Origin of the sequence: Paenibacillus sp. FJAT-26967 (assembly GCF_001541095.1) — a bacterium.
Lineage (GTDB): Bacteria > Bacillota > Bacilli > Paenibacillales > NBRC-103111 > Paenibacillus_F.
The window spans coordinates 289223-311406 of the sequence record NZ_LMXH01000002.1 but is presented as its reverse complement, the minus strand read 5'-3'; the positions used below and the strand labels follow the sequence as shown (position 1 = coordinate 311406).

14 protein-coding genes are annotated in these 22184 nt (G+C 50.4%); 1 reads left to right on the top strand and 13 read right to left on the bottom strand.

Annotated elements, in window-relative coordinates; all coding sequences use genetic code 11:
• Positions 1-75: 75 nt before the first annotated feature.
• Entirely contained in the window at positions 76-243 is a 168-nt protein-coding gene (locus tag AR333_RS24970; RefSeq protein WP_172798841.1) for a hypothetical protein, read from the top strand.
• 57 nt (positions 244-300) lie between these two features.
• On the opposite strand, the gene gyrA is transcribed toward AR333_RS24970, so the two are convergent.
• From gyrA to AR333_RS11335, 13 genes are all read right to left on the bottom strand, one after another.
• Entirely contained in the window at positions 301-2742 is a 2442-nt protein-coding gene (gene gyrA, locus AR333_RS11395) for a DNA gyrase subunit A (protein WP_068775488.1), read from the bottom strand.
• Between the two features lie 25 nt (positions 2743-2767).
• The gene (parE, locus tag AR333_RS11390) at positions 2768-4741 is read right to left on the bottom strand and encodes a DNA topoisomerase IV subunit B (RefSeq protein ID WP_068775487.1); all 1974 of its coding nucleotides are present in this window, start codon (positions 4739-4741) and stop codon (positions 2768-2770) included.
• Positions 4742-4795: 54 nt separating this feature from the next.
• The gene (locus AR333_RS11385; protein ID WP_068775486.1) at positions 4796-5788 is read right to left on the bottom strand and encodes an ABC transporter permease; all 993 of its coding nucleotides are present in this window, start codon (positions 5786-5788) and stop codon (positions 4796-4798) included.
• Complete coding sequence (locus AR333_RS11380; RefSeq protein WP_068775485.1) at positions 5781-6770, bottom strand: ABC transporter ATP-binding protein; 990 nt, start codon at positions 6768-6770, stop codon at positions 5781-5783. The genes AR333_RS11385 and AR333_RS11380 overlap by 8 nt, the downstream gene beginning before the upstream one ends.
• A 15-nt stretch (positions 6771-6785) precedes the next feature.
• Positions 6786-7598 carry a GDSL-type esterase/lipase family protein gene (locus tag AR333_RS11375; protein ID WP_068775484.1) on the bottom strand — a complete coding sequence of 271 codons (813 nt, stop codon included), beginning with the start codon at positions 7596-7598 and terminating at the stop codon, positions 6786-6788.
• Positions 7599-8230: 632 nt separating this feature from the next.
• Positions 8231-9370, bottom strand: a complete 1140-nt coding sequence (locus AR333_RS11370) for an acyltransferase (protein ID WP_253735810.1) — start codon at positions 9368-9370, stop codon at positions 8231-8233.
• A gap of 160 nt (positions 9371-9530) precedes the next feature.
• Entirely contained in the window at positions 9531-11387 is a 1857-nt protein-coding gene (locus AR333_RS11365) for an ABC transporter ATP-binding protein (RefSeq protein ID WP_068775483.1), read from the bottom strand.
• Entirely contained in the window at positions 11384-13162 is a 1779-nt protein-coding gene (locus AR333_RS11360; protein WP_068775482.1) for an ABC transporter ATP-binding protein, read from the bottom strand. Before AR333_RS11360 ends, AR333_RS11365 begins: the two co-directional genes overlap by 4 nt.
• A gap of 517 nt (positions 13163-13679) precedes the next feature.
• Positions 13680-17447, bottom strand: a complete 3768-nt coding sequence (locus AR333_RS11355) for a dynamin family protein (RefSeq protein WP_068775481.1) — start codon at positions 17445-17447, stop codon at positions 13680-13682.
• A gap of 261 nt (positions 17448-17708) precedes the next feature.
• Positions 17709-17993 carry an NAD/NADP transhydrogenase alpha subunit gene (locus AR333_RS11350; protein WP_068775480.1) on the bottom strand — a complete coding sequence of 95 codons (285 nt, stop codon included), beginning with the start codon at positions 17991-17993 and terminating at the stop codon, positions 17709-17711.
• A gap of 2 nt (positions 17994-17995) precedes the next feature.
• The gene (nth, locus tag AR333_RS11345) at positions 17996-18685 is read right to left on the bottom strand and encodes an endonuclease III (protein ID WP_068775479.1); all 690 of its coding nucleotides are present in this window, start codon (positions 18683-18685) and stop codon (positions 17996-17998) included.
• 162 nt (positions 18686-18847) lie between these two features.
• Positions 18848-21547, bottom strand: coding sequence for an S-layer homology domain-containing protein (locus AR333_RS11340; protein WP_068775478.1), 2700 nt, complete (start codon positions 21545-21547; stop codon positions 18848-18850).
• Positions 21548-21585: 38 nt separating this feature from the next.
• A complete protein-coding gene (locus tag AR333_RS11335; protein WP_068775477.1) occupies positions 21586-22176 on the bottom strand; it encodes a GerMN domain-containing protein in 591 nt (196 codons plus the stop codon).
• Positions 22177-22184: the final 8 nt, after the last annotated feature.

The window sequence follows — 22184 nt, the reverse complement described above, 5'->3', positions numbered from 1 at the left end:
ACTTTTCTGGGCTCCCTGACATACAATAGAACGAACTAATGTTGTTTAATCCTGATCCGTTAAGGGGATTGCCCTATGAACGCAAAAAAAAGCGCGCTTGGTCAGCGCGCTCTCGATCTTGGTCTACTGAAAGACCCTCAGTGGTTGGACCGTCTCGATGAAGAGGTCCCCCTCTGGGTCGTACTGGAAATTGCATTTCGGCTTATGGATACTATGGATCCGCCTACCACCAGCTATGATTAAATCCGGTTAAACTAAGGGGCGCTAAGCCCCTGCCGGATCTTCCTCCCGATCAGGACATCAGGACTGCGGACTGCGGAGAATCACAGGAATCGTGTCGCCTTTGGAGACCGGAACCAGTTGTTTACCGACCGATTTCCGGTCATCAAGCGGTGCCTGATTAGTCAAGAATACGGTTTTCTCCCCACGGCTGTCGTAAGCAATGATTTCATAATCCTGCTTCACGAAGAACATTCCGACAAGTTCGCTCCCGTTGGATCTTACCCGTTTGCCTTCCTTAAATTCAAACGTCACAATTCCTTTTCCCCCGCGTCCTTGCTGAGGATAATCGACCAGCAGGGTACGTTTGGCATAACCCAGATCCGAGATCACAAGCACTTCTCCCTCGTCACCATAAACCCAGTCCGCACCGATGACTTCATCTCCGTCACGAAGTTGCAGCCCTCTCACTCCGGCAGCTGCACGCCCCATTGAATTAATTTCCTCTTCACGGAAACGTATGCTCATTCCCTGCTTGGTTACCAGCAAAATATCCTTCGTGCCGTCACTCAGCTGGACATGCAGGATTTCGTCCCCAGCACCGACTTTGGCCGCTACCAGTCCGCCGGACCGGTTCGTGCTGTATTCCTTCAAGTCCGTTCTTTTAATCTGACCTTTGCGGGTGACGAAGACTAATGATTTGCCTTCCTCATCAAAATGCTTAACCGGAATTACATTTACAATCCGGTCTTCTTTGGCGATCGGAATTACATTCACGATAGCGGTTCCGTTTTCTTTCCACTTGTACTCGGGAATTTGATGGACCGGAAGCAGGAAATACTGGCCTTTATTTGTAAAAATAAGCATGCTCTCAATGGTGTTAATTTCCTTAACATGGCGCAAATAGTCGCCTTCCTTCAGGCCGGTACTGTTAAGATCCCCGCCCGAACGAGTAAAGGAAAGCATGCTTGTGCGTTTGATATACCCGTCATTGGACAACGTCACCAGGACATCTTCCGGTGTCACCATCACTTCGAGATTCACTTTAATTTCTTCCACTTCGTTCTGAATCTCACAACGGCGGTCGATTCCGAACTTGCTGCGGATTTCGTTCATCTCTTCTTTAATGACGCCCATGAGCTTCTTGGCGCTGCCGAGAATGCCCCTTAAATAAGCTACGGTTTTCATCACATCTTTGAGTTCTTTATCCAGCGTCGTTATTTCAAGGTTCGTCAGACGGTACAATTGCAAGACTAGAATGGCATCTGCCTGACGCTCCGTAAAGCCGAAACTCGTCACGAGATTTTTCTGGGCATCCAGACGGTTCTTGGAAGCCTTGATCGTCGCAATCACTTCATCTAGAATGTTGAGAGCCTTCACAAGCCCTTCCAGAACATGCGCGCGGTCTTCCGCTCTCTCCAGATCATACTGGGAACGGAAGGTGACGACCTCTTTCTGGTGCTCAATGTAAGCGGACAGCATGTCTTTGACGCCCAATTGTTTCGGGGTCTTGTTTACAATGGCGACCATGTTGAAGTTGTATGTCACCTGCAAATCCGTTTTTTTCAATAAATAAGCGAGAATGCCCTGGGCGTCTGCTTCTTTTTTGAGTTCTACGACGATTCTGAGGCCCAGACGGCCGCTTTCGTCGCGAACTTCCGCGATTCCCTCGACCTTCTTCTCCAACCGGATATTCTCAATCGCCGTAACAAGGCGGGATTTGACAACCTGATAAGGAATCTCCGTCACCACGATTTGCTGGCGGCCGGCTTTAAGATCCTCAATGGCGGTCTTGGAGCGGAGATAAATACGGCCTTTACCGGTGCGGTAAGCATCGCGTATTCCTTCTTCCCCCATGATGATGCCGCCGGTCGGGAAATCAGGCCCTTTCATGTACTTCATCAGATCCTCAACGTCCAGTTCCGGCGAATCCATCAGCGCCACACAGGCATCGATAACCTCGCGGAGGTTATGCGGCGGAATTTCTGTGGCAAAGCCCGACGATATTCCGCTGACTCCGTTGACGAGCAAGTTCGGATAACGTGCAGGCAATACGACCGGTTCTTTGGTCGTATTGTCGAAGTTATCCTTGAAAGCCACCGTACGCTTCTCAATATCGCGCAGCAGCTCCATTGCGATCTGCGACAGTCTGGCTTCCGTATAACGCATAGCTGCCGCAGGGTCATCGTCAATCGAACCCCAGTTGCCGTGTCCGTCAACGAGCATATGGCCCATCTTCCACGGCTGGGTCATCCGGACCATTCCCTCGTAAATCGAGGAATCCCCGTGAGGATGGTAATTACCCATGACGTCACCGACGGTTTTGGCTGACTTGCGGTACGTCTTGTCCGGCGTATTCCCTGCATCGTACATCGCGTACAGAATCCGGCGCTGTACAGGTTTCAGGCCGTCACGCACGTCGGGAATCGCCCGGTCTTGAATAATATACTTGGAATAGCGGCCGAATCTGTCCCCGACCACCTCTTCGAGAAATGCTGGTAAAAACTGTTCCAAACTGCTCAACTTGGTTCACCTCTAACCGTTCAGGTCACTCTTCATATTCGGTAAAGTCCACATTCTCGATAATCCAGCGCTTCCGCGGGTCCACCTTGTCACCCATCAGCGTCGATACCCTGCGCTCCGCTTTGGCCGCATCTTCGATCTGCACCTTAAGCAGCGTACGTGTCTCCGGGTCCATTGTCGTTTCCCATAGCTGATCCGGATTCATCTCGCCTAGACCTTTGTAGCGCTGAAGTTCCAGTCCTTTACCCAATTCTTTATTCAGTGCCTGAAGCTGATCTTCTGTCCACGCATAGTGCACCGTGTTCTTCTTATTGGATTTTTTGGTCACTTTAAAAAGCGGCGGCTGTGCAATATAGATTTTCCCGTTGTCGATCAAAGGCTTCATGTAACGGTAGAAGAACGTCAGCAGCAGCACTTGAATGTGCGCCCCGTCCGTATCCGCATCCGTCATAATGATAATCTTGCCGTAATTGCTCTCATCCACGGCAAATTCCGAGCCTACACCCGCCCCGATCGTCGCGATGATCGCCTTGTATTCGTCGTTTTTCAAAATATCCGCCAGCTTGGCTTTCTCCGGATTCATCGGCTTGCCTTTGAGCGGCAGAATCGCTTGATGTTTCGAATCCCGTCCCTGCTTAGCCGAGCCGCCTGCGGAGTCTCCCTCCACGATAAAAAGCTCGTTGCGCGCGTAGTCTTTGGACTGTGCCGGCGTCAGCTTCCCGCCAAGATTCGAACTTTCACTACGGCCTTTCTTGCCGCTGCGCACTTCCTCGCGGGCTTTGCGCGCGGCTTCGCGGGCTCTGGCCGACTGGACGGCTTTCTTCAGCATCATCTGTGCGATCTGGGGATTCTCCTCCAGGAAGACTGCCATTTTCTCTGTCACGATGGCATCCACGGCACTTCTTGCAGATGCGCTGCCGAGCTGGTCCTTGGTCTGCCCGACGAACTCCACTTCGCTCATCTTGATGTTAATGACCGCCATCATGCCTTCACGAAGATCCGTTCCGTCCAGATTCTTGTCTTTTTCCTTCAAAATTGCCGTTTTACGGGCATATTCGTTCATTGCGCGCGTATAAGCAGTCTTAAACCCTGTCTCATGGGTACCGCCGCCGCGTGTCGGAATCGAGTTGACGAACGATGCCAGCGTCTCCGTATAGCCATCGTTGTACTGCAATGCCACCTCGACTTCAATATCGTCTCTTTCCGCCGCAAAATGAACGACATCGTGGAGCACGGTCTTATTCTCATTGAGAAACTTCACGAACTCACTCGCGCCGCCGTCGTATTTGAACGTCTGGGATGCATCGGTTCTTTCGTCCTTCACAAGCACTTCCAGCCCCGAATTCAGGAAAGCAATTTCCTGCAGACGCTCCGAAAGCGTATCGTAACTAATCGATATTCCATTCTGGAAAACTCTCCGGTCAGGCTTGAACGTAACACGGGTGCCCGTTTTGTTCGTTGTACCCGTCACTTCAAGACCCGTTGTCGGCTCCCCTACATGTTCGATGCCCTTCTCGTCAATCCAGTACTCGAAGCGCTGTTTATGTATTTTGCCGTCGCGGAAAATCATAACTTCCAGCCATTCTGACAGAGCATTCGTAACCGATGCCCCTACTCCGTGAAGTCCCCCCGATTTCTTGTAGCCTCCACCGCCGAACTTGCCGCCGGCGTGCAGAATCGTAAATACAACCTGCGGTGTCGGAATGCCCATCTTGTGCATGCCGGTAGGAATACCGCGTCCATTGTCCTGAACCGTGACCGCTCCGTCTTTATGGAGAATCACTTCAATTTTGGAACCATGTTTCGCGAGGTGTTCATCGACCGCATTATCGACGATTTCCCAAACCAGATGATGCAGCCCTGAAGAGCTGGTGCTGCCGATGTACATGCCAGGTCTTTTCCTGACGGCAGTCAGCCCCTCCAGTACCTGAATCGCGTCCGCATCGTAATCCGACGTCTGTTTGGATTGATTCGTCATGATCTCTAGCTGCTCGGTCATCGAAGAGCCTCCTTCTTTCCTTTTCCATTCCCGGTTGGGTCCATACGTATCCTGTTAATTTAAAATATCTTTACGGGTGAATACCCCGAACGAAATAATAAGCGATACCAAAGTCCATACGGATAGAACCGTCAGCGAGAAGCCAAGGCTCATTCCTTTGATCGGCGGCAATGCCCCCGTCATGTAATCCGTGAGCTTCAGATTCACCATAAACAAGTATTTGGCAGTTTCCCAGGATGATACCATATTCGTCAGAATATTGCCCGAAATTAAAACGGCCAGCATGATGCCCATACCTGCTGCCGTTGAACGGACAAGTACAGAAAACATCAAGGAAAGCATCGCAACCACAATCCCTACAAACCAGACAAGGCCGGTTTGCATCAACAAATATTTCCATTGGCTGATTGCATGAACGCCGCTCAAATCAACTTCTCCGCCGCTGGCTTTGAAGCCGGTAAAGACCGGAAGATTCCATCCCCCATACCCGAAAATCAGTCCGGATATGAGATAACAGAGCGCTGCGGTGGACAAAACAATCAAGGAAACAAACAGGATAAGCGTGATCAACTTGCTCATTAGGATTTTCCATCGCTTTACCGGTCTTGTCAACAATAATTTAATCGTCCCTGTCGAATGTTCCGACGACATGATGTCCGCAGCGACCACCATAATGATTAACGGAATGAACAGAGAAATCGAGTTGTTCAGGAACTCGCGCGTGAATGTTACCCCATTCGGAGACTGCGGATTAATATTATGATCGAGATAATATTGGGATATTTTTATTTGTGCCCGCCTGAACTCTTTCCATTCCTCCGGTACGCGTGCAGACCCCAGACTCCGCTGGAAATCTACGATCTTCTGCCTCTCCTGCGCTTTCCAGTCCGTCGTTCCAAACTGCTTAAGCGTATTCTGGGAAACACGCATTTGTGCATAAGTAAACATCGGAATAAGTGCGACAAGAATGAGGATGACGACCAGGAACCGCCTTTTTTTGATCATTTTGATGCTTTCGTTTTGGACGAGCGCCGTCATATTACCCAATTTTCTCACCCTCCGTCAGACTCAGGAACAGATCTTCCAAGGTCGGATGTTTCATTTCGATAGCGTAGACACGAATTCCTGCATCGACCAAATCCCGATTGATCCCGGGGATCGCTTCATCGCCTAGCTGCGTAACAATCGTACCCGCTCGGCCGGCCCTCCCGCCAGGGCTCATCCCCACAGGCTCGTCCTCCTCCGACGTGAGCGTTTCTTGGTACCCGAGAACCGTTATATCCTGCCGGGCCCGCATCCATGCCTCCGCCTGCTCTGCCGGCTCTACGGTCCAAAGCACCTTGCTGCCGGACTGGACAAGCAGCTCGTTCACTTCACCGACCGAGATCACCTGTCCCTTGCTGATGATCGCGACACGATCGCACAGCTGCTGAATCTCGCTCAGTAGATGGCTCGACACGAAGAGGCTGAGCCCGCCTTTGGCCAGCTTGCGGATGAACGCGCGCATTTCCTTGATTCCCTGGGGATCGAGTCCGTTGGTCGGCTCGTCGAGAATAAGCAGCTTAGGCCTGGCCAGCAGCGCTTGAGCGATGCCCAGGCGCTGCCTCATCCCGAGCGAGTAGGTCTTGACCTTGTCATGGATGCGCGCATCCATCCCGACCAGCTCCACCACCTCCCGGATGCGGTCTTCGCCTGCATCAGGGAGCATTCTTGCAAAATGCTCGAGGTTCTCCCACCCCGTCAGATACCCGTACAATTCCGGATTCTCAACAATACACCCCACATAACGCATTGCCTCGTCATGATCACGCTGCACATCATATCCGCAGATGGTAATCTCGCCCGCCGTCGGCTTGATCAGATCCACGAGCATGCGAATCGTGGTGGTTTTGCCGGAGCCGTTAGGTCCGAGGAAACCGAAAATTTCACCGCTGTATACGTCAAAAGAGATGCCTTTGATAATTTCTTTCCCGCGGATATTTTTCTTCACGTTCTTGACAGATAAAATCGTCTCCCGCCCGGTCCCCAAATCCAATCCCTCCCGTTATTTTAAAATTTGCGCCATCCGCTCCGCAATCCGTTCATATCCGTCCTGATTGGGGTGGAAATGGTCTGTGAACAGATACTTATTCAGGTTCCGCTCGAACAAATCATAGGTTGGAACAAAAATCATGTTCGGATATTGGTTCGTAAGCGCGAAGGCCGCATCGTTAAATTTCTGCACAATGAGCGAACCGGCTTTTTTCTCGTCAAGATCAAGAAAGGGATGATAGAGGCCTATGTACATCACCGTAGCGTCCGGGTTAGCCTGGTGAATATCAGCTAGAATCTTTTTGAGATTCACAAGAGTTGGTTCCACACGCTTGGCTGCGGCATCCGGGTTAAACTCCTGGGTGGCATTGTCAAAGATCCCCGTTCCGCCTTGAAAAATATCGTTGCCCCCGATGGTCAGCAAAATAAGATCCGCCTGCTTCAGCGCATCCGTCGTCTTCTTCTGATCCCACTCCTTGAGCAAAGCCGTCGTCGTTGCACCGGGGATAGCCAGATTGTTAAGCACATATACGGGTTTATTGAGCTGTGTCTGAAGCTTCTCGCGGAATCGTCCCACGTAGCCTTTTCCGGTACCGTCGCCGGTTCCAGCCGTTAGCGAGTCCCCAAGCGTTACCAGCTGCACTTTCTCCTTCGTCTCGATACTCCCGCTTGGTGCAGCAGTTTCCTGCGGAGCTGTGACGATCGGATTCTGAACGGCTGAAGGAAACAGCACATCTTTAACTGCATATCCGAAACCGCCGGCAAAGACCAGGGTCGAGATCAGACCGGTCGTACCGACTGTCCACCATATCGTTCGCGATTTCATCCGCTGAGCGGCCCCCTTGTTTACACTGGATTTACTTACTTTCAAGAGTATCTTTTCACAAAGCGTTTTGCAAATCGGCAGGAAAGAAGAGTACTTTCATTATAGAACAAGCGTTCGTTTATTGAAAGTCTTTTAACCGTACTAGGATAAACACTCTGCTGGCGCAGATGTAAATTCCCATATATGGTAATTTACACACATCAAATCAACCGGTGATAAATGAGGGTTGACATGAATACAGAATAAGTACCTCCATCCTTCTGTTATATAGCTGCCTTGCCCCTCTACTGATTTCTTCCTGCACAACTCCTTCTCCTTCTCCTTCACGTGTTCATTCGCCCTCTATCGTAAGCGTACAGCCCTCCAGCCAGCCACCGTTCCAGACGGCCACTCTTAAAGACGGAGGGCTCACCCACAGAACCTATCCTGATTACAACAGAAACTCCTGAAGCGGTCTGGGGATTCCGGACCATAACCAAGGACCAATTAGACGATTCGTATAATAGGGCCCAAAGCGCTGCGGAAGCCGGGTACGCTATCCTCTTCAAGATCAAAATAGAGTAGCAAACCGGATACCGAAGACCTTGTCTAGCAAAAAACACGTCCTAAGGGGACGTGTTTTCTTCATGCGTTCAGCCTCCGGCTGTTACCCGGCCGCCTGCGGCGGATTTAGGCTTGGAACGTTTGATGCTCTGGGCTGCCTTACGGTACAGAAATGCGGCAATTAGAGAACCGAGCAGCGCAGTCAGGAAGCTGACCAGAACATATAGATTATAGCTCAGGATATTTCCCGGAGCGCTGATTTTGTGTTTAAACGCAGACAGGATAACCGGATGAACGAGGTAAATCCCGAATGAATACGCACCCAGAGGGAGCAGCCAGCCCGAAATACGAGGCAGCCGCTTAAGCAGGACATTACCCGCCCCCAGCAGCACTACAGCGGTTGAGATGGCATAGACGAGCATCGTGACGACATACCAGGTATTCTCGAACATCTGTCCTTGATACCGGTTCAGCAGGTACATCGCTATATTAGCGCCGCCTGAGATAAGCATAACGACAAATGCAGCTGCTGTGAACGATTTTATTTTACTGCGGAAGGTGTTGTAATATAGGCCCAGGAACCCCCCTGCCATGAAGTAAGCGAAATAAGTGGGAGCCAGCGAAGCCGTATGTTCTACTTCCGCGAACCAGTGATGATAGGAATAGAACCCTAACTGAATCACCAGGCCCAGAGGGATCATGGAGACACGAAACCATTTGTAACGCACGAATGTCATTAGAAGCGGGAACAGCAGATAGAACTGGAAAATAATAATCATAAAATACAAGTGATAACCCGTATCCGCCCATTTTATTTTCTCCAGAAAATCGCCTGCGCTCAGGTTCATGGGCACACCGGCGAGCCAAGGGTTATAAATATAATAAATAAATGACCAGACCAAATAAGGAATAACGACACTCCACAAACGTTTGTAGTAAAACTGTACAGCTGTTTTGAAACTCCAGTTCCCCGAATACCGGTAGAAAAGAACGAGTCCGCTGATCAGAATAAACATTGGCACCGCAAATTGGCTCAATCGGTTAAGCGTAAACATGACGATTTGAGATAGGCTTCCTTCATCCGGAACGACCGTCCCCTGCCACGAATACATTGCAGCTTCAGGCGTTGAATGAATCAGCACGACGGCTATGATCGCGACAGCGCGGACTATATCGATTTCATTAATCCTCATTTTTCTTCCAAGAGGCGTTGGTGTCTGCTGTTTCAAAAAAATCCTCCTCGCGCTGTGTCTTTCAATTAATCACCCTAACATGACTGAACCTGTCTGTCCAGAGGGGATATCGCCATTTTTTTCATCATTTCCCAGCCTGTGAGCGCGCAGCAAAAAGGAACTCCCGCAGGAGTTCCTTTCACTCAAGGTTCAGAAGCTAGCCGACCTCTTGCAAAAACTTATACTGGGCCTGAATTAGCCCGTAATAGATCCCCTCCTGCCGCATCAGATCATCATGATCTCCAGACTCCATGATTCGGCCGTGATCGAGTACGATAATTTTATCGGCACCCCGGATTGTCGATAAACGGTGGGCGACCATGAACGAAGTTCTGCCCTTCAGAAGTGTCTTAAGCGCTTCTTGAATGCGCAGTTCCGTCTCCGTATCAATACTCGCTGTAGCTTCATCCAGGATCAGAATACTCGGATCGGCAAGCAGAGCCCGCGCGAAAGAAATGAGCTGGCGCTGACCCATAGACAGGGCATTGCCCCGCTCCTGAACTTCCGTGTCGTACCCGAAGGGCAGATTCATAATGAAGTCATGGGCATGTACGGCTTTTGCAGCCTGCTCCACTTCCTCGTCTGTCGCCTCCAGTTTACCGAACCGGATATTATCGCGGATGGTTCCGGAGAAGATAAAGGTATCCTGCATGACAATACCGATTTGCGAGCGCAAGCTGTGCAGCTTCACATCCCGGATGTCTATACCGTCAATCCGCACTCGTCCTTCTGTCGGATCATAAAAACGGCACAGCAAATTAATAATGGTGCTTTTGCCGGAGCCCGTATGCCCTACGAGAGCTATGCTCTGACCGGGCCCTGCATCCAGATTAATCTGGTGAAGCGCCCTGCGGCCAGGCTCGTATTCGAATACGATATCCTCAAAGTGCACTTCGCCCCTAATCGGAGGCATATCTGCCGCATGTTCTTTCTCCCGTACCGTAGGCTGTTCATCCATGAATTCAAAAATCCGTTCGGCAGACGCCATCGCAACCAGCAGCTGCGAATACATTTGCACGAGCCGGTTGATCGGTTCCCAGAAGTTCCCGATGTAACTGGCAAAAGCGAACAACAATCCGATCGTAATTTCCCCGTTCTGAAAGAGCGCAGCCCCATACCAGAACAAGATGAAATAACCGATCGCGCCCGTGATCTCAATGATCGGACCAAAGCTCTGGTTCAGCTTGGATGCCCGGTTCCAAGCCTGCTTGTTGTCCCCGTTCATCTGCTCGAAAAACTCGATATTCTCCTTCTCCTGCGTATACGCTTGTGTGACCCGGATGCCCTGAATACATTCATTCAAATGGGCATTCAGGCGGGACTGCTTAATGTTCACCGTCTGCCAGGAACGGCGGACTCTTTTGCGCAGCTGAGAGGATACAAGGAACATCAGGGGCACGGTAATAATAATAGCCGCACCCAGCTTGAAATTAATCGTCAGTAAGATGATGATAATTCCAACCAGCTGCACGCAGTCGATCATCATATTAACGACACCGTTTGTAAACAAATCTTGCAGAGAGTTGACATAGTTGGTAACACGCACAAGTACGGAACCGGCCGGCCTTTTATCAAAAAATTCAAACGACAACCGCTGGATATGACGAAACAAATCGTGCCGCAGGTCAAAGATAACACGCTGTCCGATCAGGCTCGTATACCGGATCCGGTATTTATTCGCCAGCCATTGAATAATATATACGCCCAGCATAATAGCGACCATGGTAAAAAGAAACTGCACGTCCCCGCCGATAACGAGTGCTTCGTCAATGGTTGTACTGATAATTAACGGAATCGTAAGTTTGGTAATCGCCCCTACAATCATCATCACGACGACAACCGGAATAAACTGCTTGCTGTAAGGCTTCACATATACGGCAAGGCGCTTGAATTGCCCCCAGTCGAACGATTTCTCCAGCATCTCGTCGTCCTGGTAGACAAACCGGGGCTGCGCATCCTTCTGCTTCCCCTTCCCCTGCGTACCCGTCCTCTGTTCCCGCTCGCTATGGTTCAATGGACTGCCCTTCTTTCCTGTGAACTTGAAGACTCAGCAACATCGGGATGATCCGCATATTGAATCCGGTATGTATCCAGATAAGGACCTTCCTGCCGGATGAGTTCATCATGAGTGCCTCTTTGCACAACATGTCCCTTGTCCAGGACAATGATCTCGTCCGCATGCTTCAGGGAGGAGATGCGGTGTGCGATGATGAAGGTCGTTCTTCCCTTCATTACTTCTTTGAAACCCGCCTGGATCTCCTGTTCGGTTTCCATATCTACCGCGCTTGTCGCATCATCGAGAATAAGAATTTTGGGATCCTTAATCAGAGCGCGGGCGATCGCAATACGCTGTTTTTGTCCTCCTGAGAGGCCCATGCCTCGTTCCCCTACCACCGTATCGTATCCGAGCGGCATTTCCATAATAAAATCATGGGCTTTGACGAGTTTGGCCACTCGTATGATCTCTTCCATCGTAACATCCTTGCGCCCGTATGAAATATTGCCGCGGATCGTAGAGGAGAAAAGGAATGTCTCTTGAAATACCGTTGCAATTTGATTTCGCAGACTTTGCAGATGAATATCTCTAATATCCGTACCATCCAGCGTTACACTGCCGTCTTTCACATTGTAAGCGCGCATCAGCAAGCTGATAATCGTGGATTTACCGGACCCGGTACCTCCAAGAAAGCCGATGACTTTACCGGGCTGAGCATCCAATGTTAAATCGTGCAGGGCGGGCTGGGCATCCGGATAAGCGAAGGTAACCTGATTAAACCGGACCCGGCCTTCCACTTCATCGGGATTTAGTACGACCGGATGTTCAACATCTTTTACATGAATGTATTGATGCAGAATTTCCAGAATCTTCTCACCCGACGCTTTGGACTGCGTATAGTTGTTGATGTGAAAGCCGATGCCCCACATCGGACCGATGATATACCAGACGAGACTGAAGAAAGCCACAAGCTCGCCGACCGTCAGTGTTCCCTGAATTACCATGTAACCGCCGGCACCGAGCAGGATAACGGCGCTCAGATTCGCAATCAGCTCCATTACCGGAAAATACTTGGACCAGATCTGTGAAGTAGCCACATTGTTCATCCGGTAATCTTCATTGCGCAGAGTGAACTTCTCTACCTCATAAGGCTCTCTGGCAAATGATTTTACCGTCCTTACCCCGGTAATGTTCTCCTGCACCGCGGTTGTCATATTGCTCATGGAAGCACGGACCGAGCGGAAGGCCGGATGAATCTTACCTTCAAAACGGATCGCCGCAAAAGCCAGAAACGGCATTGTAACCATCGTGAGCAGAGACAGCTTCCAGTTGATCGAGAACATCATAATCGTGCCGAATCCGATCATTAGGAAGATGTTCAGAATTTGGGCAAATCCAAAGCCGACAAAGACGCGGATCGCTTCCAAATCGGCGGTTAAGCGCGACATCAGGTCACCCGTTCTCGCCTTGTCGTAATACTGAAAAGACAAATACTGCAGCTTCTCGTACATGGCTTCTCTCATGTTGTAAGCCACTTTGTTACCGAGCCTGCCGCCGCTGAAGCCGTGCAGGAACTGGAACAAAGCCTTGACCGATATAACCGCTACAACGAGCAGTGCCAGCATCGGAACCTGATCGAATTGCCTTTTTGTAATAATGTCGTCGATCAAGTAGCGGAGCAAGTTCGGATATACCAGTCCGAGTGCAGTGGTACAAATCAAACAAAAGATAGAAGCCAACAGCAGCTTCCTTTCGGGCCAGTAAAATCTCTTGAGCCCCTTAAAGACCTCCATAGTATCCTCCCTGGATTTTGGCTAAGTTCACCGATTTTGTAACAGCTTTACCCAGCAAACCTTTATGAATCTTAACACCATCCCTGTTTGCCAGCAACGAGTGGAAACGGGCTAAAAACCTCTTCAGAATGCGTACTCTAACGAAATGGGGAAGTAACAGTTCCCATGCTTCTAAATCATGGGTTTTGGGTGATATGTAAGCGCTACCATAACAAACCTAACTAAATGCTCTTTTTTCTTTAATCCGTCTTTAAATAGGTGTTAAAATCCGAATCCCGCAAACCCTTGATACACTTTGAAAAAATGCATTTTACCCCCAACGGGATTATGCAATCGCTATATTCGCCGCCCCTTATATTTGGCGCCGCTCTGTCAATCCATTTGATAATTTACCGGCGATATTTCCGGTTATTCGTCTAGCCGTTCCATCGCATCAAAAAAATGCCACCCGGATTTCCGGATGGCATTCTATTCTGTCATATGAGTTAGCGGTTGATTGCCAAATGGCTGCAGAGTGCTATCTCCCGCTTAGCTGCATGGCCAGTGCATCGCGTTTGGAGACGAGCACCTCGACATCTGTACGCATTTGAAGGGCATCCCGCATTCCTTCCAGGTGCTCCCTGCTGCTTTCGAGATGTCTGTCTTTCAGCATTCGGAATGTGTCCTCTATATGCTGCGCATATTTGGATGTCAATCCGCTGACGGCCGCTTCTACAAAACGGGCCACAGGGTCCGCCAGACGGCCTTCCAGCTCCGTACGCAGCTTGCTCTTGCCCTCCCCCTCAAAGAATTGCTTGGCATTCTTAAAATAAGAAGTAAGAACCTTATCCGGGATATCAATGCTCTCCAGGGAAACGAACTGATCAGGCGTCCCGAAAGCGGATGCTTCATAGGCTTCGAAATCATACCCTTCCAGCAGCTTTTGCAGCTCCGCACCCCAGCTGTCGTAGGTTCCTTGGGCCAGCTTGTTAAGCTGCTGCTCAATCCGCAAACTGGTAGCCAGTACCTCCTGCTGAAGATCAAATTCGATCATCCGGATCAGATCCCGCACGCTTTCACGCAGCGCAGCCTTCGCATCACGCTCTCCACCCCGGAAAGAACCCGGATTAAACGCGATATTATACAGCTCTCCGAAGCGGTAAAGGGTCCGCTGCTTCACATAATACAGCAGTTCGCTAATTTCCTTACTCAGCTCCCGGTTGGCAGGAGCATGGTCGGTGCCGCTGAGCAGCTGAACGGCCTTCTCCCCGGCCTCTTCCAAGGCAATCAGCTTGGCTTTCCTGGCTTCTTCGCCCTGCCGGGCCCCTTGTATCCTCTCACCTAACACATGAACGGCCCGCTGAAGCTCTTGATCGGCCGAACGCAAAGAAATATCGGTTAGTTCTTCCAGCGTAAACTGGATAAAATCACGTTCGAAAGGAAGAATGCCGGAAGCCTCAAGATCCGCTTGATCCTGATGCAGCTTTCCTTCCGAAGCAAGATGGCTGGACACGGGATATATCCGCGGATGGCGGATTCCATGCTGCAGCAGGTTCGTTTCCACATGGCGTACGACACCTTGAAGCTCTTCCTCACTGGCAGCCAAATCAGCGGCATTGACCAGGAAGAACATTTTATCCAGCTCAAAGCTGTCCTTTACACGTCCGAGCTGAAGCAGGAACTCCCGGTCTGCTTGAGAAAATGCATGATTATAATACGTAACGAACAGTACGGCGTCCGCATTCTTAATATAGTCAAAAGCCACTCCCGTATGGCGCGCATTAATGGAATCGGCACCCGGGGTATCTACAAATACAATTCCCTGTTCCGTCAAAGGAGTGGAATAATGCAGTTCAATGTAATCCACGAAGCAGGATTTGGATTCTTCCGCGACATAGGCGGCGAATTCCTCTTCCCCTACCCGCTGCTCCGTCCCGAGCAGCGGTGAAGCCTCCGCCCAGCCTCTGGCTACCGCCTTGAGGAACGAGAAATGGGGTTTTCCCTTGGCGCTCACGTGCTCCGGTGTCAGCTTGCGTATAGCATCCAGAGCCGCTTCCATCCCGGATAGCCGGACTCCCAGCACTTCCAGCGAGTAAAGCACATCCTGAAGAATCGCTTCGGCTGCCTTCATTTTGACTCTCGCGGTCCCGTGCGGCCAATCCGCTGTCGGCGGCACGATTTTGTTAATCGCCGCGGTTGTCGGATTCGGCGATACAGGCAGGACGCGCTTGCCGATCAGCGCGTTGGTGAACGACGACTTGCCGGCACTGAACGCGCCGAACAAGGCAACCGTAAACGTCTTGTGGCGCAGACGTTCGGCTTTCTCCCGCAGCGAGCGCACAATAGACTTCATCGAGGGCATATCCTCGATGAGATCCGCTGCGGCGGAGAGTTCCTGCGCGCGCCGTTCCGCGCGCTTCGCCCCCTGCTGCTGCGCAGGCTGAGCAGCGCCGTAGCGCCCATGCTCCGGCACGCCGGCCTCCGCGGTGGCGCCGCTGGCTCCCGCTGCCGCGGAGGCTCCACGGTGCGGCAGAGGTGCCGCTGCACCGCCTGCGGCTGGATCATCCGCAGCGGCGGATGTGTGCGCGGCGCGCAGGATCGTCTCCATCGCGGATGAGTGGAGCACGCCGGGCAGCTCGCCGGGCGCCTCCTCCTCGCGGTAGGCGCCGAGGTCCGGCAGATCCGGCTCATCCGCATGCGGCCAGTCGGCTGCCTGCCGGAGGCTATCGCCGCGGGCGGCTTCCGCCTGCTCGAAGCGCTCCAGCTCCCGTACCGCCTCCAGGCGGTGCTCCAGCTGCCTAAGCTGCGGCGACAGCTCCGTATGCACTTGCTGAGCCCGCTGCCCTGCCAGCCCGGCCAGGCGGTCTGTAAGCGCAAGCGCGGAACGACGGGCAGCGGCCTTGAGCTCACCGGCTGCTTGCTTCATATACGTCAGCGTATATTCGCTGTTAAAGACCGCTTCGGTATTCACCTCCGAAGCCAGCCACTGCGGCGTTACATCGACGGTGAATGCGTCGATGTCCGCCAGAAGTCCTTCGTCGCTTATACCGATACCTGTATAAGCTTTGCGGAGAGCGTCACGCAGATGCCAGTCCATCTGCGCATGGACCTGCTCAGCGAAATCTTCGCTGAAAGCGGACAGCCGCTTGTCGATTTCGGCCGCAGTCTGTGCCGCGCGTCCGAACAAGCCGACTTTAAAGCCAGGCTTGCGGCTGAGCAAATAATCGTGCGCTTTATCGCGCGTTAATGCCGGTGTTACATTGGCATTCTCGATAATGCCGGTTATTTCTTTGCGCAGCTGGTCTGTCAGGCGCTGAGGGAGAGCTTCCGCTTCAGCAAGAACCTGCCGTTTCTCCTCATATTGAGTCAAATAGAGCGCTGCTTCTTCTTCATCAATCCGGTCCCGCAGCACGGCTTTCTCGGATTCGCTTTGCTCCTGCAGCCACAGAATGTGCTCACCGATCAGATGATCGGCTGCCGCATCCACACTTGCTTCTCTAAGCTGCTTTTGCATACCGATGAGGTTAGACAGAAGCCATTTAAGCTTGGCAGATTCATTTGCAGGATGCTGCGGCTGTTTCATCGTGACGAACAACATCCCGTCCGGCTCAATTCCCCAACTGCGGAACGCATCGTAAGCACTTTCTTTATAAGCGGCAAACGCAAGCTCTTCTTCACGGTGCTTATCAATCTGATTTACGATGAGGTACAGCGGTTTGCCGCGCTCCTTCATCTGTTTGGTAAAAGCCAAATTGATCTCCGACTGCACATGGTTATAATCCATGACATAGAACACCGCATCCGCCAGATGAAGAGCGGATTCCGTAGCCATGTGATGCGCATCGTCCGTAGAATCAATTCCCGGTGTATCCAGCAGCATTGCATGCTCACCCAGGAAAGGAAGCGGATAACGAATCCGTACTTCCTCTATGTCGGTTCCGTTCACACAGTACGCGTCGAGTTCTTCCAGCTGGATCGTTTGAGCTCTAGCCTCGCCATCCTCTTCCGTGCGGTGAATCACTTCCGCACCTGCTGTCCCGCTTTCGATGCTCACAATATTAGCGCTTGTCGGAATTGGACTCGATGGCAGCAGCCTGTGTCCGCAAAGCGTATTGATCAGCGTTGATTTACCGGCGGAGAAATGTCCGCAGAACGCAATAACCGACTTTTCCAGACGGAGCTTCGCTTCCAGCTGGTCCAGTTTTCTTACCCTTGCTTTATCCCCGGCTTGGCGCATTTCTTCTCTCAGTCTGCCGAAAGCCTCCAAAATCGTATCCTGTTTCTTCTCCATGAGCTTCACATTCATCCGTTTCGATCTCCCATGCCCTTATGATCTCGGTTCTCTTTAAAGAGATATCCGTCCGTTACTGTTCCTATCTTACTACGATACAGCCTCGTCTGTTCAACTTGCCCTTAAAGTTTAATGCCCGATCGGGTGGAAGTCAATTTATGTTTGTATGCAAAAAACCCGTCTTGACTGCTTCCGGAAAACTTCGCTGCTAAAGCAGTGAAGTTTTCCGGGCAGTCAGACGGGTGTTAGGCTGAAGATCGAGCTGCCGCGAAGCGATTAAGAAACGACAGCGCTCGTGCTCAGGTTTTCTTCCGGCACGAAAATTTCGAACACATCACCGTGCTGAAGGATCGTAATGTCGCCTTCTTTCACTTTCATAACCACAACTTCGGGCTTTACTTTCATTTTCTCCAGGTAATTCTCCGGTACTTCGCCGGACTCGCTGACGACGATTCCCTCGATTTCCTTTTCTTCATTCTCGGAAAGAGGCGTGTTCATGATCGTTTCGTACAGATCGGAAAATAATTCAAAATTCTTCGTATACACCGCTATGCATTTCATTCCTATTCATCCCTCACTACACATTCTTTTTGACTAGTCTTGCGTACTTTCTTGATTTTCATACGCTTCCTGCCCTCAGGACATTCCAGAAGCAGCGGACAGATGTCACACTTGGGAGCCTGAGCCTTGCAATGGTATCTTCCAAAAAAAATAAGCCGGTGATGAGTTAAGGTCCATTCATCTCGAGGCACTTTGCTCATCAATTTCTTCTCGACTTCCAGTACCGAATCGTCCTTGCCGGCTATTCCCAGACGCTTCGACACTCTTTCCACATGTGTATCAACTGCAATGGCCGGAACACCAAAAGCATTAGAGACGACAACATTGGCAGTCTTGCGTCCGACACCAGGAAGTTCTACTAGCTGTTCATGCTTTTCAGGAATCTGACCGTCATAACGTTCTAGAATAAGCTGGCACAGCTTCTGAATGTTTTTCGCCTTGTTGCGGAACAAACCGATTCGACGTATATCCTGCTCAAGCTCCTCTAAAGGAACGGACAAATAATCTTCAGGCGTCTTATATTTCTGAAACAGCGTCTGGGTGACTTTGTTCACGGTTTCGTCCGTACATTGGGCGGAAAGCAGCACCGCTATGGTCAATTCAAACGGATTCGAATGAACCAGTTCACAGTGCGCGTCGGGATACATATCGCCGATCGTGTCCAAAATGTGCCTTACCTGCTTCTTATTCATGGTAACCCTCTTTTTCAGTTCCCCGTTTTCTTTTACAAGTTTAGCCGAATGTGTCCCCGGTTGCAATGGAAAGGACCAATCAATTGCGAACATTTTGCAAAAACTTTCGAACAAAGTAAAAACCGCCCCTGCTTCCGGGGCGGTCTTGGCGGAAATGCCGGATTACTTTTCCATCTCAACAATCTTATTCTCCACGACGTACACCTTTACACTGTCTCCCTTGTTAAAAGAAGAAGCGCTGAGCGTTTCACTGCCTTTATGGTAATAAGCGCTGCGGTGGATGTTGTAGCGTTCTGTAGAGCCTTCTGTACCGAACTCCATCTGATTAACGTTGTACTCGTAGCTGCTGAAGGTTTTGGTCATGGCCGTAGCAAGCTGTACGCTTACTTTGCCGTTTGATTGCGACACGACTTGGACGCGGTCTCCCGCTTTAATCGCATTCAAGCTAATGACCGAGGAACCGTTCTTAACCACGTCATCCGTACCGAGTGTAAACATTTGAATTCTGCCTGTCGGCTCCTGAATTGTCAAATTCCCGTTAACCGGGTCGACATTCGTCACCTGACCGCGGGCAGGACTCACGATTTCAGCTTTGATGACCACGCCGCCCTTAAACGAAACGAACAAATAATCATCCGCTTGAATATCGGCTGCCACCGCTGCGGAACCATCGCTTTTGACGATCTTGGCATTCGTCAGAGAGAAAGTGGACCCGCTGCCCTGCTCATTGACGGCAGTGACCTGCTGGGAACTGTTTACATATTGTACGCGCATCAAGCTGGCGCTGTCCACGCTCACCTTCGTTACACCGGTTTGATTATAATCAATCGCAGCCGTAACCTGATCTCCGATTTTGAGATCGGCTATAGTAGCTCCGCTCTTATTCGGAATTTCCACTTGAGGAGAATACATTTTGAATGTAAACGACTGCCCGTTGCTTGCGCGAATGCTCATTTCGTTCGTTACCGTATTAATTTGAGTAATAACACCCGAAACATCAAGGGAAAGCTGGATAGCTGTGACCTTATTCTTCGATACTTTCAGGTCAATTTTTTTGCCTTCAGTGAAGAGGCTGCCGAAGCCTGGATAATTTTTAAACGGCAACGAATTACCAGCAAAGGTAATAATCGTATTATCCGAAATGGTATAAGCATTTTGTGTACCATCTGCTTGCTGGATGTCTAACCGATTATATTTCGAGTCAAAACGGATAAAAGTCGCAAACAGCACACTGGAAATGGAACGATTCGTCACTGTGATTTTCACGATTTGATCGTTCGCGATATCCATGCTGAGCTGGTCGCCCTCTTCGAGATCATACAGGCTCGGGGAAACGACACCGTCAATAATAACCTGAACATTCGGTGCAAGATTGCCCGCTCCGTAACCATCCTTCTCGTCTCTGTAGAAAATACCGGTCTTGTCGCTGCTCAGGCTCGAAAACTTGCCTTGAACGGTTTTGCTCACGCCCGTTTGGGTTTTTACGATTCGCAGCTGGGTAATCTGGCTCGCTTCCACCGTATAAGATATAGAGTCACCGACACGAATCGCCGATTTCTCAACAAGGCGGTTGTCCGCATCTACAATCGTGGAGCTTTTGGACAGCGTATAAGTCTCTGCTTTGCCTGTTTGAGCATCCACAATGGCGACAGAATCTCCGCTAATGGTTTGAACCGTGCCTGTAGATGTTTTGTTGACCGGTATTTCCTTCACCACAACTTGTCCGTACTCTTTGCCGCCTGTAATGGAATTACGGCGCAGTTCAAGCTTACTTCCGATTACGAGAGAAGACAGGCTTGATTCCGCTCCGGCCGCATCCAATACGAGCGCACTGCTTCCGATCTCATAAACTTCGAAGTTATCCATCGTCATTTTGCGGTCTTTGATGTGAAGAAGCGTACCGGTTACTTTCTCGGAACGATCCTCATCTTTTAAAATTTCCGCATAATAGGCTGTACCGCCCTGCTGCACGAGAGAAACTTGATACGTATAAGCCAATGCGGCGGGTTCGATCGCCTGGTCATTTTTATTGCCATAGAAAACCGTTTCCGGTTTAATTTTGTAAGTCGACGTTCTGCCTTTTTCATCAAACAAGGAAATCTTGTCGGAGGAAATATGGTTCACATAGCCCCGCACTACACGCGGAGATAAGTTCTTGCTGTGCTGTTCGGCTCTGCTCAGGAAAGTCGCCATCTGCGCACGTGTAACTTCGCCTTTGGGACGGAACGTGTTATCTTCAAATCCATCCACAATACCAAGTACAGTTGCAGCACTGATGTAAGGCTTGGCCCAGTCGGAAATACTCTTAAGGTCCGAGTAAGCGGGGGATTCGGTCGCCAGATTATCCGCCGTTTCCTGCTGTCCGATAGCGCGGATAGTCAGTTTGGCTACCCATTCACGGGAAGCCGTTTTACTACCCCAGTTTTTGGAAGCGGAAGCTTTGTCCGTCTCTTCCTCGACCGAGATTAGTTTGTGCTCAATAGCGGCTGCTACATAAGCTTGTGCATAAGCATCCACTTTCAAAGGCAGGTTGTAGGCTGCTTTACTGTCCATGGAAGAATCCAAACCTAATGTTCGCACAGCCATAATGATGACATCCTGCTGGGAAATAGAAGCCTCAGGACGGTAATTGCCATTCTCATCGCCTTCAACAATGCCCTCTAGAGTGAGCTTTGTAATATGACGCAGTGCCCAATGAGTATTGACTACATCGGGAAAGTTCATTTTCAATGCAGCCGCAATCGATTCCTGCGCGGAACTGCTCGTTTCACCTGACGTTTGATCCGCATAAGCCGGACTTAAAGAAATGCTGGAGGCGATTAAAGCGCCAGCCAGCAGCATTGCAGTCTTATTTTTTTTCATACTTGCCTGTATTCTCCTCTCGATTGCACGTTCTCTCTTTATTTGCGTTTAATCGGGTAAGGCAGATCGACATGTCCCATTAAGGACTCTACTTGACTGCCGTCTTTGGTGAGGTAAATGGCTTTCACTTCAGGGAATTGGAACAACGTTTTCTCCAATGCTTCTACGAAGAACATTTCTCCGCCTGCACCGAACTGGGCGTTCTGTCCCAATTTCAAATCAATCTTAAGTTCTTCTTTGTCGAACTTCACATTCTGGAATTGCACGTCTTCAAACAAAGAGACGGCTTGTTCATCCACGCTTTTCTTTAAAGCTTCCAGGGTCGACTTATACTTGTCCCCTTCATTCTTATAAGAAATTTTAACCGTTTTCTCAACGATCTTGGTGAGATCCGGATCGGAATAGTACGCTTTAACGCTCTTCTCATTAACTTCCGGAGACGGAGACGGTGATGGTGACGGCTTCACGGAAGTCGTCGGTACAGGTGTCGGGCTCACGGTCTGAACCGGTTCAGTCGTTGCTGAGCTGGCACCCGGATTGAGAGGCTGTTCCTTCTGCCCGCAACCTGTTGCTGCAACTAATACCAACGATCCGATTACCAATCCCTGCATCCAAAGTTTTTTCTTCATCCTTCCAC